General features: G+C 71.0%; 15 protein-coding genes. 10 read left to right on the forward strand and 5 right to left on the reverse strand.

Features of this window, described 5'->3' with window-relative positions; all coding sequences use genetic code 11:
* The first annotated feature begins 11 nt into the window (after positions 1 to 11).
* Positions 12 to 1,661, forward strand: a complete 1,650-nt coding sequence (locus AB0J88_RS07905) for a RecQ family ATP-dependent DNA helicase (protein ID WP_364347234.1) — start codon at positions 12 to 14, stop codon at positions 1,659 to 1,661.
* 48 nt (positions 1,662 to 1,709) lie between these two features.
* Here the strand turns inward: AB0J88_RS07905 and AB0J88_RS07910 are convergent, their stop codons facing one another.
* Both AB0J88_RS07910 and AB0J88_RS07915 read right to left on the reverse strand, forming a co-directional pair.
* On the reverse strand, positions 1,710 to 2,486 hold the full coding sequence (locus AB0J88_RS07910) for a maleylpyruvate isomerase family mycothiol-dependent enzyme (protein ID WP_364347232.1): 777 nt from the start codon (positions 2,484 to 2,486) through the stop codon (positions 1,710 to 1,712).
* 97 nt (positions 2,487 to 2,583) lie between these two features.
* Positions 2,584 to 2,730 (reverse strand): hypothetical protein, encoded by a 147-nt coding sequence (locus AB0J88_RS07915; protein ID WP_364347230.1) that lies wholly within the window; start codon positions 2,728 to 2,730, stop codon positions 2,584 to 2,586.
* Between the two features lie 181 nt (positions 2,731 to 2,911).
* On the opposite strand from AB0J88_RS07915, the gene AB0J88_RS07920 reads away from it, so the two are divergent.
* The 6 genes from AB0J88_RS07920 to AB0J88_RS07945 all read left to right on the forward strand — a co-directional run bounded on the left by AB0J88_RS07920 (position 2,912) and on the right by AB0J88_RS07945 (position 6,323).
* Positions 2,912 to 3,217, forward strand: coding sequence for a hypothetical protein (locus AB0J88_RS07920; RefSeq protein ID WP_364347229.1), 306 nt, complete (start codon positions 2,912 to 2,914; stop codon positions 3,215 to 3,217).
* Positions 3,218 to 3,235: 18 nt separating this feature from the next.
* Complete coding sequence (locus tag AB0J88_RS07925; protein WP_364347227.1) at positions 3,236 to 3,910, forward strand: hypothetical protein; 675 nt, start codon at positions 3,236 to 3,238, stop codon at positions 3,908 to 3,910.
* A gap of 13 nt (positions 3,911 to 3,923) precedes the next feature.
* The gene (locus AB0J88_RS07930) at positions 3,924 to 4,352 is read left to right on the forward strand and encodes a YbaB/EbfC family nucleoid-associated protein (protein ID WP_364347225.1); all 429 of its coding nucleotides are present in this window, start codon (positions 3,924 to 3,926) and stop codon (positions 4,350 to 4,352) included.
* A gap of 3 nt (positions 4,353 to 4,355) precedes the next feature.
* On the forward strand, positions 4,356 to 4,493 hold the full coding sequence (locus AB0J88_RS07935; protein WP_364347223.1) for a hypothetical protein: 138 nt from the start codon (positions 4,356 to 4,358) through the stop codon (positions 4,491 to 4,493).
* 19 nt (positions 4,494 to 4,512) lie between these two features.
* Positions 4,513 to 5,322, forward strand: coding sequence for an SDR family NAD(P)-dependent oxidoreductase (locus AB0J88_RS07940; RefSeq protein WP_364347221.1), 810 nt, complete (start codon positions 4,513 to 4,515; stop codon positions 5,320 to 5,322).
* Between the two features lie 197 nt (positions 5,323 to 5,519).
* The gene (locus AB0J88_RS07945) at positions 5,520 to 6,323 is read left to right on the forward strand and encodes a phosphatase PAP2 family protein (protein WP_364347219.1); all 804 of its coding nucleotides are present in this window, start codon (positions 5,520 to 5,522) and stop codon (positions 6,321 to 6,323) included.
* Between the two features lie 16 nt (positions 6,324 to 6,339).
* Here AB0J88_RS07945 and AB0J88_RS07950 read toward each other — a convergent pair whose 3' ends face one another.
* Positions 6,340 to 7,038 (reverse strand): suppressor of fused domain protein, encoded by a 699-nt coding sequence (locus AB0J88_RS07950; protein ID WP_364347217.1) that lies wholly within the window; start codon positions 7,036 to 7,038, stop codon positions 6,340 to 6,342.
* 30 nt (positions 7,039 to 7,068) lie between these two features.
* Complete coding sequence (locus AB0J88_RS07955) at positions 7,069 to 8,439, reverse strand: FAD-binding oxidoreductase (protein ID WP_364347215.1); 1,371 nt, start codon at positions 8,437 to 8,439, stop codon at positions 7,069 to 7,071.
* A gap of 304 nt (positions 8,440 to 8,743) precedes the next feature.
* Between AB0J88_RS07955 and AB0J88_RS07960 the strand changes: the two genes are divergently transcribed.
* Genes AB0J88_RS07960 through AB0J88_RS07970 form a run of 3 tightly spaced genes read left to right on the forward strand, consistent with a single transcriptional unit; the run spans position 8,744 to position 12,223 of the window.
* Complete coding sequence (locus AB0J88_RS07960; RefSeq protein ID WP_364347213.1) at positions 8,744 to 10,363, forward strand: ABC-F family ATP-binding cassette domain-containing protein; 1,620 nt, start codon at positions 8,744 to 8,746, stop codon at positions 10,361 to 10,363.
* Complete coding sequence (locus AB0J88_RS07965) at positions 10,353 to 12,023, forward strand: ABC-F family ATP-binding cassette domain-containing protein (RefSeq protein ID WP_364347211.1); 1,671 nt, start codon at positions 10,353 to 10,355, stop codon at positions 12,021 to 12,023. Before AB0J88_RS07960 ends, AB0J88_RS07965 begins: the two co-directional genes overlap by 11 nt.
* Positions 12,024 to 12,046: 23 nt before the next feature.
* A complete protein-coding gene (locus tag AB0J88_RS07970) occupies positions 12,047 to 12,223 on the forward strand; it encodes a hypothetical protein (protein WP_364347209.1) in 177 nt (58 codons plus the stop codon).
* Between the two features lie 45 nt (positions 12,224 to 12,268).
* On the opposite strand, the gene AB0J88_RS07975 is transcribed toward AB0J88_RS07970, so the two are convergent.
* Positions 12,269 to 13,123 carry an alpha/beta hydrolase gene (locus tag AB0J88_RS07975; protein WP_364347207.1) on the reverse strand — a complete coding sequence of 285 codons (855 nt, stop codon included), beginning with the start codon at positions 13,121 to 13,123 and terminating at the stop codon, positions 12,269 to 12,271.
* Between the last annotated feature and the right edge of the window lie 19 nt (positions 13,124 to 13,142).

Genomic DNA, 13,142 nt, shown 5'->3' on the forward strand with positions numbered 1-13,142 from the left:
GCCTCGGGTTGATGGAGGCAGTCGATCAGGTCACCCGCGCGGTGTTCGGCTTCGACCTGCGGCCGGGCCAGCGCGCGGCCGCCGAGTCGATCGTCTCGGGCCGCGACACCCTGGCGGTGTTGCCGACGGGCAGCGGCAAGAGCGCCATCTACCAGGTGGCCGGTCTGGTGCTCGGCGGGCTGACGGTGGTGGTGTCGCCCCTGATCGCCCTGCAGCGTGACCAGGTCGCCGCGCTGTCGCGCCGGCACAAGCCGTCCGGTGAGCCGGTGCGGGCGGTGGCGCTGAACTCGGCGCTCCACAAGGCCGACCGGGCGGCGGCGCTCGAGGGCCTGCGCGCTGGGCAGATCGACTTCGTGATGCTCGGCCCCGAACAGTTGGCCAACGAGGAGGCGATCTCCGCACTGTCGGGGGTCACGCTGTTCGCGCTCGACGAGGCGCACCTCATCAGCCAATGGGGACGCGACTTCCGGCCGGAGTACCTGCGGCTCCCGTCGGTGCACGAGAAGCTGGGCAGCCCGCCGATGCTGGCGCTGACCGCGACCGCGGCGCCGCCGGTGCAGGCCGACATCACCCGCGAGCTCAACATGCGCGAGCCGCGGATCGTCGTCACCGACTTCGACCGTCCCAACATCCATCTGGCGGTCCGGCGTACGCGGCACGACCTGCCCGAAGACCAGGCCATCGACGACCGCACGGTCGAGGTCGTGCTGGCCCACGACGCGCCGGCTCTGGTCTATGCGTTGACCCACGCCCGCTGTGAGTCCCTGGCGGAGCGGCTGTCGCTGGACGCCTACAAGGCCGCGCCCTACCACGCCGGTCTGCCGGCGGCGCAGCGCTCGCAGACGCAGGACGACTTCCTGGCCGGCCGGCTCGACGTCGTGGTGGCCACGAGCGCGTTCGGGATGGGCATCGACAAGCCGGACGTACGCACGGTCGTGCACGCGGGTGTGCCCGGCAGCCTGGACGAGTACTACCAGGAGATCGGCCGAGCCGGTCGCGACGGCCAGCCGGCCCGCGCGGTGGTCGTCTACGACCCGCGCACCATCCGCATCCCGCGCCTGCTGGCGGCCCGCTCCCGGATCGCGGCGGACACCGTGCACGCGGTCATCGACGCCATCGAGGCGGCCCCGGGCCGGGTGGCGGTCAAAGAGGTGGTCAAGGCCAGCGGCGTGAGCCGCCAACAGGTGCTGCGGGTCATCCAGGAGATCGAGGACCTGGGCTTCCTGGAACCGGACGGTAGCGACGGCCTGGTCCGCCCGGACGACCTGCCACCGGACACGTTCGCGCTGGTGTCCAAAGAGGGCGGTCGCCAACAGTCGATCCTGCGATCCCGCATCGAGGCGGCGCGCGAGTACGCGGAGACGATCCGCTGCCGCCGGGCCGAGCTGTTGGGCTACTTCGGCGAGCACTACGACCCACCGTGCGGCGCGTGCGACAACGACGAGGCCGCCGCCGCGGCGAAGACCCAGCCGTCGAAGGCGCAGGTCGGCCGGCGCCACCAGCCGGACCCCTCAGCGCCCCGGGTACGCCACAAACTGTGGGGCGAGGGAACGCTGCTGTCGCGTGACGACCACGAGCTGACGGTCGCCTTCGACACGGTCGGCTACCGCCACCTGACGCCGGCGGTCCTGGAGAACGGCATCCTGACGCTAGAGAAATAGCGGAGCCGAAGGGCGCATCCCGACTGCGTCGCCGGCACCGCTCTTGCGTTAGTCCTCCGGCTCCCAGGCGATCAGCTGGTCGAAGATGCCGCGGTCGCCGGCCAGCCGCAGCGAGTCCATCAGAATGCGGCCGTAGCAGAACATGACCAGCTCATTGGCCGTGCCCCAGGCGGAGACGTCGGCCACCTCCGGCCCTTTGCCGGCCGCGGGCCGCTCCAGGCGGGCGGTCCGTGCGCCGTCGGCGGACAGCCAGATCCGCCAGGAGCGGCCCTCGGTGGCGTGGTAGTCGATGACCGCGGGCTTGTGGGGCCACGCGGCCGTCGTCGCGACGCAGGTGGTCAGGAACTCGTCGACGCCGTCGAGCGCCACGTCGCGCGGCAACGGCTGCGGGGCGCCCACGGCGACCTGGGCGTCATAGGTGTGCACCGCGACCTGCTGGAGCTGGTGCCGGGCGACGGCACCACTGGTCTGTGGCGACTGCGACGAACCCCACCACGTCCAGCAGCCACGGTCGGGGCCGGCCTCCCGCAGGGCGGTCAGCAGCTCCGCAGTCGACTCGGTGAACCAGTCCAGCAGGGCCGCACGCTCCTGGGGCACCACCGTAGCGGGCACGGCAGCAGGAGCGTCGGCAGGCCCTGCGGCGACCATGGCCGCCCACCTGCGCCGCCCCTCGCCGAGGTGCCGCACCAGGTCGAACAACGTCCACTCAGGGCAGGTCGGCACCCGCACGTCGAGGCTGGGCGCGGAGGTCACCGCCGCCCGGAAAGCGGTCGATCGTTCGTCCATCAACCGCAACAGGTCGCCGAATCCCAGAGTCTCTTCCACCGCGGCTTTGTAACACCCGAGCCCGGTAACCGACAGCGGATTTCGCCGCCGCGGCGGCGTCCGGGCGAGCCCACAGCTCGCCCGGGACGATGTCCGACTAGCAGCACTCGAGCCCGTGGCTGACCGAGGCGGCCCACGGCATGTTCGCCGCGGCGGCCGGTGCGGCGAACAGCGCCACCGCGGCCGCGCCGCCGAGGATCACGATCGCCAGGCGGCGGGCCAGGTGCGTGCGGAACCGTGCCATTGGCGTCTCCTCGCGACAAGGGCCAGCCCCCGCTGACCCGGTGACCGCCACCGTGCCAGCGATGCGTGGAAGGCCGGTGGAAACGGCGCTGACGGCGGTCGCTTGCTGACCGGACATCGCGATCGCGGCTCGACCGGTACGGTGGGTGCGACATCGCCGCGAAGGGGAGGGGCGTCGGTCGATGACCAAGCACATCTCGTCCGAGGCGATCAACGCTATCGCCGATCACCTGCGTCAACAGGTCGCCAACGGGCCCAACGGGGTGGCCGAGATCGAGGCGCGGCTGCCCGACACCGAGGTGGGTTTTCCGGGCTTCGGCATCGTGGGCATCCCACTCGACATCGCTTATTCCGGGTTCCGCGACAGCTTCGTCGACTCGCTCGGTGCGGTAAAAGCGTCCGTCGACGACTACATCGCCGAGCTCGGTCGCGCGCGCGACGCATGGGTCGAGGCCGAGAACGCCAACACCGTCGTGGTGTCGGACTGACGGAGAGGACACGGAGCCGTGCCGGGTCTAGAAGGCGCGCTGCTGTACGGCGTGATCATGACAAAGCTGCGGATCAGCGCGAGCCTCGCGCCGACCGCCGTGCTCGGTGTCGCGATGGCCGCCTCGCTGGCCACCAACCCGCTCGGCATGTACGACGCCAAGAGCGAGGGCTGGGACCAGATCTCCAAACGGCTCGGTGGCATGCTGGCGCAGATCGACCAGGCGATGGCGCAGGGCGACGACTGGATCGCCGACGACAAGGACGCGTTCGAGACGTCCATCGTCAACTTCAAGACCGAGCTCGAGGCGTTGAAGAAGGCCGCCGAAGACGCCGGCGGCATGCTGGTCGTCACCGGCACCGCGTTCATCACGATCTACATCGCGATCGTGACGTTCGTCGGCGCGATCCTGGTCTCGCTGATCGCCCTCGCCGTGATGCGGCTCAACCCGTTCACCGCCGCACCGGCGACCGCGCTGACGATGCAGCTCGGCCTGATGATCAATTTCTTCATCGGCAAGGTGACGATCATGTTCGCGGGCCTGGCGACCGCGGCCGCCGCGGGCCTCGCCGCCGTGGGCGTCGGCATGCTGGAGACCAAGTCGGCCCGCAACACGTTGCCCGCGCCCTCGCGGCTGGAGCAGCTGCGCATCGACTACAAGAAGCCGGCCGTGTTCGAGGCCAAGAGCGTCTGAGCGGAGGAGCCACGTGGACAACCCCCAGCTGGAAGATCTCGACCGTACGATCCGCGAGACCGAGCAGCGCATGCAGGGCTTCGGCGACCTGCAACGCACGCTGGAGGAGACGCGCGGGACCTACGTCACCGAGTCCGGCCTGGTCACCCTGACGCTCGGCGCCGACCAGGTGGTGCACGGCATCGAGATCCACCCCGCGGCGATGCGGCTCGCGCCCGAAGACCTGGCGGGTGAGATCGTGGCCGCCTTCGCCGGCGCCCAGGCCGAGCTGGCCCAGGCACTCAACCGGGCGATGGCCGGCGTGCTCGGCAGCGAGTCCCCGGAGGACGTCCTCGCCGACGCCGCCCGCCTCGAGCACACGATGACCGACACCCTCGGCGAGCTGACGCGCTCGATGAACGACGCGATCGTCGCCGTCAGCCGCCTGCGGTCGCGGAGCTAGGCGATGAACGGTTGGGTCGTCTACCTGTGGCCGGTCCTGGTGCTGGTGGTGTGCGTGTGCCTCTGGCTCGCCGTCGCCACGTACGTCAGCTCCCGGCGCAAGGGCAAGCCACCCTCCAAACGGCGCCCGTGGCGGCCGTGAGCCGCTAGCTTCGAAAGCTATGGAGCTGGTCGGCCGCACGGTGGTGTTGACCGGGGCCACCGACGGCATCGGCCGTGCCACGGCGGTTCGCCTCGCGGGCCACGTCGGCCACCTGATCCTGCACGGCCCGCAACCGCGGGCCGAGGAGGCAGGCTTCCTCGAGACGCTGACAGGCCGGGTCACCTACCTCTCCGCGGACTTCGGCCACCTGGACCGGCTCGCCCGGCTCGCCGAAGACATCAGGCAGGCCACCGACCGGGTCGACCTGCTGGTCAACAACGCTGGCCGACCCGGCGCGCCGCGGCGGGAGGTCACCGCCGACGGCATCGAGGCGACGCTGCAGACCAACTACCTGTCCACGGTGGTGCTGACCACGAGGCTGCGCGACCGGGTCGGCCGGATCCTCAACATGGCCTCCGCGACCCACGCGTCCGAGCACCTCGACCTCACGGACCTCGGCCTGGCCCGCGGCACCTACGACGGCGTGACCGCGTACGCCCGGTCCAAGCTCGCCGTCGTCACGTACACCTTTTGGCTTGCCGCCCGGCTGGACCCCTCGACCGCGCAGGTGGCCAGCATGCACCCAGGTGTCATCCGTTCCAGCCTGCTGGCCAGCATGTTCGCGATCGAGGGCCAGCCGCCCGAACGCGGCGCCGCCAACGTCGTGCATGTCGCCACCCGGCCGGGCTCGATCAACGGCCGCTACTTCGACGAGCGCACGCCGTCGCGCCCCAACCCGGAGGCCGAGGACCCGGCGGTCCAGGACGTCCTGCTCGACCGGACCGCGGAGCTGTTGTCCCCGATCGGCATCGACCCACGACAACTGTGAGCGCCGTCGCGCCCTGTGACGAAGGACAAACGCGAACGTTCCTGCTTGATCGGTGACTGCTGAGCTGCGATGGTCGAGGGCGAAGATCCATTTTCAGAGGTGAGATGACCAGCCCGACCGCTGCCGCAGCCGAACAGGGCGAAGACGGGCGAGAGCCCGCGCGGCGGCGCACCGCACGGGTGCCGTGCAGGACGGGCATGCGGGCTCACCGAGCCGGAGGCACAGATTCCCGCCGGGGTCCACGACCCGTCACGGAGCACGAGGCGAGCCCGGGGAGGCTGCGCGCCGCGATACGGGAGCTGATGCTGGTCGCGGTGCTCTTCCTCGCGTACAAGGTCGGCCGTCAGGTCATCTCGGGTCATGTGGGCGAGGCCACCGCGAACGCGACGTCGGTCTGGCACCTCGAGCGTTGGTTGCGCCTGCCGAGCGAGCTGAGCGTCCAACATGCGCTGCTCAGCCATCACTGGCTCGTCGTCGCGGCCGACAGCTACTACGCCTACGTCCACTTCCCGGCGACGGCTGCCGTGCTGATCTGGCTGTACGTGTTCCGCTCGCGGCTCTATCGCAGCACCCGGCGGACGCTGGCCTGGCTGACGGCGGCCGCGCTGGTCGTGCATGTGTGGTTCCCGCTCGCCCCCGGGCGGCTGGTCCCGGCGACCGGGCTGGTCGACACGGGAGCCGTCTACGGCCCGAGCGTCTACGGGCCGCCGGACACGGACACGCTGACGAACCAGTACGCCGCGATGCCGTCGCTGCACGTCGGGTGGGCGCTGGCGGTCGCGGTGGCCCTCGTCGTCGCGACGAGGGGGAGATGGCGGTGGCTGTGGCTCGCCCACCCGCTGACAACCCTGCTGGTGGTGGTGTCGACCGGCAACCATTACTGGCTGGACGCGGTCGTCGCGGTGGCCATGCTCGGCGTGACAGCCACCCTCGTCCTCCCGCACCGCGGCCAGCGCGCGACTCTCGTCATACCGGCCCAGCGACAAGCGCCGTCGGGGTAGCACGTCCGCACGACGATCAGGCGTACGAAGGCCGCCCTGGTTCCAAAAGCTCGGTGATGCGACCGCGATCCAGTAGTTCGATGAGGGCGTTCGTTCCGCGCTCGATCTTGACTGCCAGCTCGTCGGGGTGCAGCGGTATCAGTGCCAGCAACGCGATGTCGACCCCGTCGCGGACCGTGATGGTGCGGGCCTCGGCCGGCACCCGGAGCATCGGCGTGACGACGACGCCGGCGAACGGGGTGTCCGAGGCGTACGACTCCGCGGGATCGCCGTTCGGCACCGAATGCCATTCGCCGATCCAGGTCCCGTACTCGTGCGGCAGCCTGGCGACCTGTTTGAGGACCCGCAGCGGCCAGCCGGCCGGATCGTCGTCCAGCCCGGTGCGCTCCGTCAGGTTCCAGTCCGCCGGCAAGCTGAGCATCAGTTCGGCGTACGGGCTGATGCCGTGGCCTTCCGGGACCGTCATCGGGAGCTCGCTCATCCCCGACGTGATCAGCGTCCGATAGGGGCGCCGCTCGGTCGGTTCGACGACGTAGACATGGACACCGACCAGGTGCGACGCGATCTCGTGATAGACGAACTCGACGGGACCGAAGTGCTCCTCGATGTGCCGGTCGATGGCGTCGGCGAAGCCCTCTTCCGGCCCCGACGCCGGCACGAACCCGTCGTGCGACGGCTGATGCCGGAGGACACCTGACCCGCGCGGATCGCTCATGTCGAGCGAGCCTAGGCCACCCGACAACCGTCAGGCGGTCGGCATCGCGATGTGGCCGACCCGGAACAGGTTGCCGGGGTCGTACGCCCTCTTCACGGCCAGCAGGCGCTCGAACCGCTCCGGCCCGTAGATCGCCGAACCGTCCGTCGCCTCCTCGGGCGCGAGGTTGTTCACCACCCGCCGATCGCCCTTCCACGGCGCCAGTCCGTCCAGAAGCTCGGCGACCGGCTCCGCAGCACCCGACGCGACCCCCAGCATGACGTACGGCAGCCCGCGGGTGGCCACGGCGTTCGGCACCGCCGGCTCCCTGTCCCACGCTCCGCCTAGGGCGCGCAGCTCGGCGAGAACCAGCGTGGTCTCCGAGCCGGGACCGACGAGCGAGACCAACGCGTCCTGCGCCGCCGCCGGGAACTCCCGCAGCGTGATGCTCCGCTCGTAGTAGGGCAACGGCTCGGTCGGCTCACTGTGGATCGACGCGACCTCCGTGTACGGCATGTCCCGCACGGTGTCCAGCACCGCCGGAGCGACCGCCCGCAGCGGCGCCACCAACCGCTCGCCGTCCGCCGTCGTGCCGTTGTAGGCGATCCGCACCGACACGACGAACTTCCCCGCGAGCGTGTCGGGCAGTTCGGGCAGCTCCGGCATCCGCATCACGGCGAAGGACGAGACCATCGTCTCCGGCGTACGCGGATGCCAGGCGCTCCAGGCGCGCAGCACCTCGGCCATCCGGTCACCGGGGAAGTAGAGGGCACCCGCGTAGAGGCGGGGCACCGGGAACAGGTCGAACTCCAGCGCCGTCACCACGCCGAAGTTGCCCTTCGCGCCGCGCATCGCCCAGAACAGGTCCGGCTCGGACTCCGCGTCGACGTGCCGCAGCCGGCCGTCCGCGGTCACCACCTCGAGCGAGCGCACATGATCGGCGGCGTAACCGAGCGAGCGCCCGAGGGTCGGGCTGAGTCCGCCGCCCAGCGTGTAGCCGGTCACCCCCACGGTGGGATTCGACCCGTTCAGCGGAGCTAGCCCGGCCTTGGCCGCCTCGGCGATGACCTCGGACCAGACCACACCCGCTCCGACCCGGGCCGTGCGAGCGGCCGTGTCGACGGTCACGTCGTTCATCCGATGGGTGGAGATCACGACGGCGCCACGCGCCGTGCCGACCATCTGGTGGCCCGTCGTCTTCACCAGGACCGGACGGTCGTGCCGCGCGGCGAAGGTGACGGCGACCTGGACGTCGACCGCGTTCTCCGGCACCACGACCACCGCGGGCATCAGCTCGTGGCTCGTATTGAAGACTGCGCGTTCGTCGTCGTACCCCTCGTCGCCCGCCAGCAGAACAGCACCTGACACCGTGGCCACCAGGGGCGCGGCCTCCTCCGGAGACAGCGAGTCAGTCAAGGTCATGATCTCCACGGTTCCACCGGCCGACCCCGCCTGACCACGACAATCCGGCCCACAAGCACTCCGATCCAGACCCTTGGTCCCTTGTGGAGCGAAGCAGGCCCAGCCCGGGCGGTGCTAGGGTGGTCGAGCAGACAAGCGGAGGAGACGAGACATGGTGGGTGACGACGACATCTCCGGGTGAGACCGGACATGTGATCGACCACAGGAGCGCGCGGCGCCGTGGTCGTTTCGTCGTATCTCCAGGCCATGTCCCCCTGTCGGGCGGCTGAGGTCCGCTCGTCCGCACATCTGAGGTTCTTCCCAAATGTCAAATATTGTCTGTTCCAACCTGTCCTTTTCGTGGCCGGACGACACCCCGGTCTTCGAGGGGCTGTCCTGCACGATCGGCGGCGGCCGCACCGGCCTGGTCGCTCCCAACGGTGCCGGCAAGAGCACGCTGCTCAAGCTGATCGCCGGCGAGCTGCGCCCCACGGCCGGCTCCGTCTCCGTCGAGGGGGTCCTCGGCTACCTGCCGCAGACCCTGCCCCTGGTCGGCGACCTGACCGTGGCCGAGGTGCTGGAGATCGCTCCGCTGATCGCGGCGCTGCACGCCATCGAGTCCGGAGACGCCAGCGAGGAGCACTTCACCACCATCGGCAACGACTGGGACATCGAGGAGCGCACGCGCGCCGAGCTGGACCGGCTCGGGCTGGGCGACCTCGCCTTCGACCGCCGTCTGGACACCCTCAGCGGCGGCCAGGTCGTCTCCCTCGGCCTGGCGGCGCAGCTCTTGAAGCGGCCCGACGTGCTGCTCCTGGACGAGCCGACCAACAACCTCGATCTCGGGGCCAGGCACCGGTTGTACGACGTGCTGGAGCAGTGGAACGGCTCGCTGCTGCTGGTCAGCCACGACCGCGCCCTGCTCGACCGGATGGACCGCATCGCGGAGCTCGACCGCGGCGAGATGCGGTTCTACGGCGGCAACTTCACCGAGTACGAGGCAGCGGTGCGCGCCGCGCAGGAGGTGGCCGAGAAGAACGTCCGCAACGCCGAGCAGGAGCTCAAGCGCGAGAAGCGGGAGCTGCAGGAGGCCCGCGAGCGGGCGGCCCGCCGGGCCAGCAACGCCTCCCGCAACCTCAAGAACGCCGGCCTGCCGAAGATCTTCGCCGGCACCATGAAGCGCGACGCCCAGGAGTCCGCGGGCAAGGCCAACGAGATGCACGCGTCACGGGTCACCGAGGCCAAGGCGCGGCTCGACGAGGCGGGGCGGGCGCTGCGCAACGACCAGAAGATCTCGTTGGAGCTGCCCGGCACGCACGTGCCCGCGGGGCGCACCCTCCTCGCCGGCGAGCGCATGCAGGCGCGGTCGCTGTTCGCCGGCGACGGCGTCGACCTGACGATCCGGGGGCCGGAGCGGATCGCCCTGCTCGGTCCCAACGGCGCCGGCAAGTCCACGCTGATGCGGATGGTCAACGGCGACCTGGAGCCCGAGGGCGGCCAGGTCAAGCGGGCCGACGGCCGCATCGCGTACCTGTCGCAGCGGTTGGATCTGTTGGATCTGGACCGCACCGTGGCCGAGAACCTCGCCGCGTTCGCGCCGCAGACCCCGGACGCTCAGCGGATGAACCTGCTCGCCCGCTTCCTGTTCCGCGGACCGCGTGCTCACCTGCCGGTCGGCGTGCTGTCCGGCGGCGAACGGCTGCGTGCGACGCTGGCCTGCGCCCTGGGGGCCGAGCCGGCACCGCAGCTGCTGCTGCTCGACGAGCCGACCAACAACCTCGACCTGGTCAGCGTGGCGCAGCTGGAGAGCGCGCTGAACGCGTACGAGGGAGCGTTGCTGGTGGTCAGCCACGACGAGCGGTTCCTGCGGGAGATCAAGGTCGACCGCTGGCTGCGGCTGACCGACGGTCGCCTGCTGGAGACCAGCGCCCCCGATGGCGACTGAGGTCGCCCTGCTCGCCCACGATCTGGTCCGCACGCTCGGTGTCCGCCGGGTGCTCGACGGTGTCTCCCTCACCGTCGCACCCGGCCAGCGGATCGGGCTGATCGGCGAGAACGGCACCGGAAAGTCCACTTTGCTGCGTCTGCTCGCGGGGACCGACGAGCCCGACGCCGGCTTCGTGACCCGCCCACCGGAGCTGGGTTTCCTGCACCAGGAGCTGCCCTTCGACCCATCGTCCACAATCGACGACGTGCTCGACGACGCGCTGCGCGAGGCCCGCACTCAGCTCGCCGAGCTCGACCGGGTCAGCGAGGCGTTGGCCGAGACCCCGGAGGACGCGGACCTGCTCGCCGCGTACGGAGCCCGCCTCGACCGCGCGCAGGCCGGCGACGCCTGGGACGCCGACCGGCGCGCGAAGCTGATGCTGGCCGGTCTCGGCCTGGGGACGGTGCCACCTTCCCGCACGCTCGCGTCGCTGTCCGGCGGGCAACGCGGCCGGGTCGCGCTGGCCGCCCTGCTGGTGCGGCGGCCGACGGCACTGCTGCTCGACGAGCCCACCAACCACCTCGACGACGCCGCCGCGGCCTTTCTCGAGGAGCAGCTGCGTGACCTGCCCGGGGTCGTGGTGGTGGCGAGCCACGACCGGGCGTTCCTCGACGCCGTCTGCACGGACGTGGTCGACCTCGACCCGGCGGTGGACGGCCCGACGCGCTACGGCGGCACCTACACGGACTACCAGGCTGCCAAGCGGGCGGAGCGCGAACGCTGGCAGCGCCGCTACGCGGAGGAGCAGGAGGAGCTCGCGGCCCTGCGCGGCTCGGTCGCGATGACCGCGCGCGAGGTCGCGCCGGACCGTGCCCCACGCGACAACGAGAAGATGGGCTACGGACATCGCGCCGGACGGGTACAGAGCCAGATCTCGCGACGGGTACGCAACGCGGCCCGCCGCCTTGACCAGCTGGAGCGCGAGCAGGTCGCTCCGCCGCCGGAACCGCTCCGGCTCCGCGTCCGCTCGGTGGCGGGCAGCGCCGAGGACGGGATCCTGGTGTCACTGCGGAACGTCCGCGTGCCCGGGCGGCTCATGCTCGACGAGCTGGAGGTCCCGGCCACCGACCGGCTCCTCGTCACCGGGCCGAACGGGACGGGCAAGTCGACGCTGCTGGCGGTGCTGGCCGGCCGACTCGACGCGGTCGGGGAGGTGCGCCGGCGGCGGGACCTGCGGGTCGCCCTGCTCGCCCAGGACACCGCCTTCGACCGACCGGGCCGCACCGCCCGGGAGACCTACGAGGCCGTGCTCGGTCCGGAGCGGGCGGATTCCGTACCCCTGCTCTCGCTCGGGCTGCTCGCCGCCGCGGACCTGGATCGCCCGGTCGCCCAGCTCTCGGTCGGCCAGCGACGACGGCTCGCCCTCGCGTTGCTGGTGGCCGACCCGCCCGAGTTGCTGCTGCTGGACGAACCGACCAACCATCTCTCACCGCGACTCTGCGACGAGTTGGAGGACGCGCTGGGCACGGGACCCGGCGCCGTCGTGGTCGCGAGCCACGACCGCTGGCTCCGCGCGCGCTGGCCAGGACGCGAGCTGCGGCTCTCACCCGCCGCTGACATCGACCCTTCCGGCAATCCCGGCCAGGTGTTCACCGGCTCGTTTCCCGAGTGCACCTAGCGTCGGGCGACGAGGGAGGGCCGATGGTTGTCGGCGGCGGCGACGGCTCGGAGATCGGCGGGAGCGCGCAGGTGTGCGGCGCCGAACCGACGACGTACGCGATCTCCGGCGACGCGCGCGACCACCGGGGCACCCGCTTCTTTCTCAACGGACCGACGAAGGCACCTTCGCCGCCGCCTGTGCCGCCTGAGCCGACCTAGGTAGACCGACCCGTAGAGGTCCGCGATCGGCTGGACGCCCGAGCGCTAGACCTGGGCCAGCAGCCGGCTGATCGCGTCCAGGAACCCGTCCGGCTCCTCGATCTGGCCGAAGTGGCCGCTGTTCTCGAGGATCACCAGCTCGGAGCCGGGGATCCCCGCATGCAGCAGTTCCGCCCACACCGGTCCGCAGATGAAGTCGTGGCGGCCCGTGAGCACGACGGTGGGAGCGGTGATCTCCTTGAGGTCCGGGCGGTAGTCGACGTTCTTCGAGTCGAACGGCGTGTGCCACGCGCGGACGTTCTTCCGGAGCGCGTCGAACTCGGCGCGCCGGCGCCAGAAGTCGGCGAAGTAGACGGGCAGGAAGGTACGCAGGATCGCGGTCTGCTGCTCGTCGGTCTTCACCTCGTCCCACTGGCCCACGGCCGCCACGATCTCGGCCGCCTCGGGGACGTCCGGGTGGCGCTCGGCGTACCCGGCGGCGTTGGCCTCCTCGGCGACCCAGAACTCGTCCGTCGTGCACGGGGTCGCGCTGTAGAGGAAGAGGCCGGCCGTTCGAGCCGGGTGCAGCAGCGCGAAGCGCACCGCGACGATGCCTCCGTGGGAGTGGCCGAGCAGGAACGCCCGGGCCACGCCGAGGTGTTCGACCAGGGCGTGCAGGAAGTCGACGTACGTGTCCACATAGGTCGCGCCCGCCGGAAGCGGGCCGGACGCGCCGGTGCCGACCGGCTCGACGTACACCATGGTGAAGCGCTCTTCGAGGCGCGGTGAGCGCAGGTAGGAATAGTCGACGCCCGGTCCACCTGGGTGGGCGATCATCACCGGCCCGGTGCCGGCCACGTGGTAGACCTGGCGCGTCCCGTCCACGGTGAAGCTGTGCGTACCAGGGCTGAGGTTCGTCATGACGTCCGATCTCCTGTCG

Origin of the sequence: Asanoa sp. NPDC049475 (assembly GCF_040676915.1) — a bacterium.
Taxonomy (GTDB): domain Bacteria; phylum Actinomycetota; class Actinomycetes; order Mycobacteriales; family Micromonosporaceae; genus Asanoa.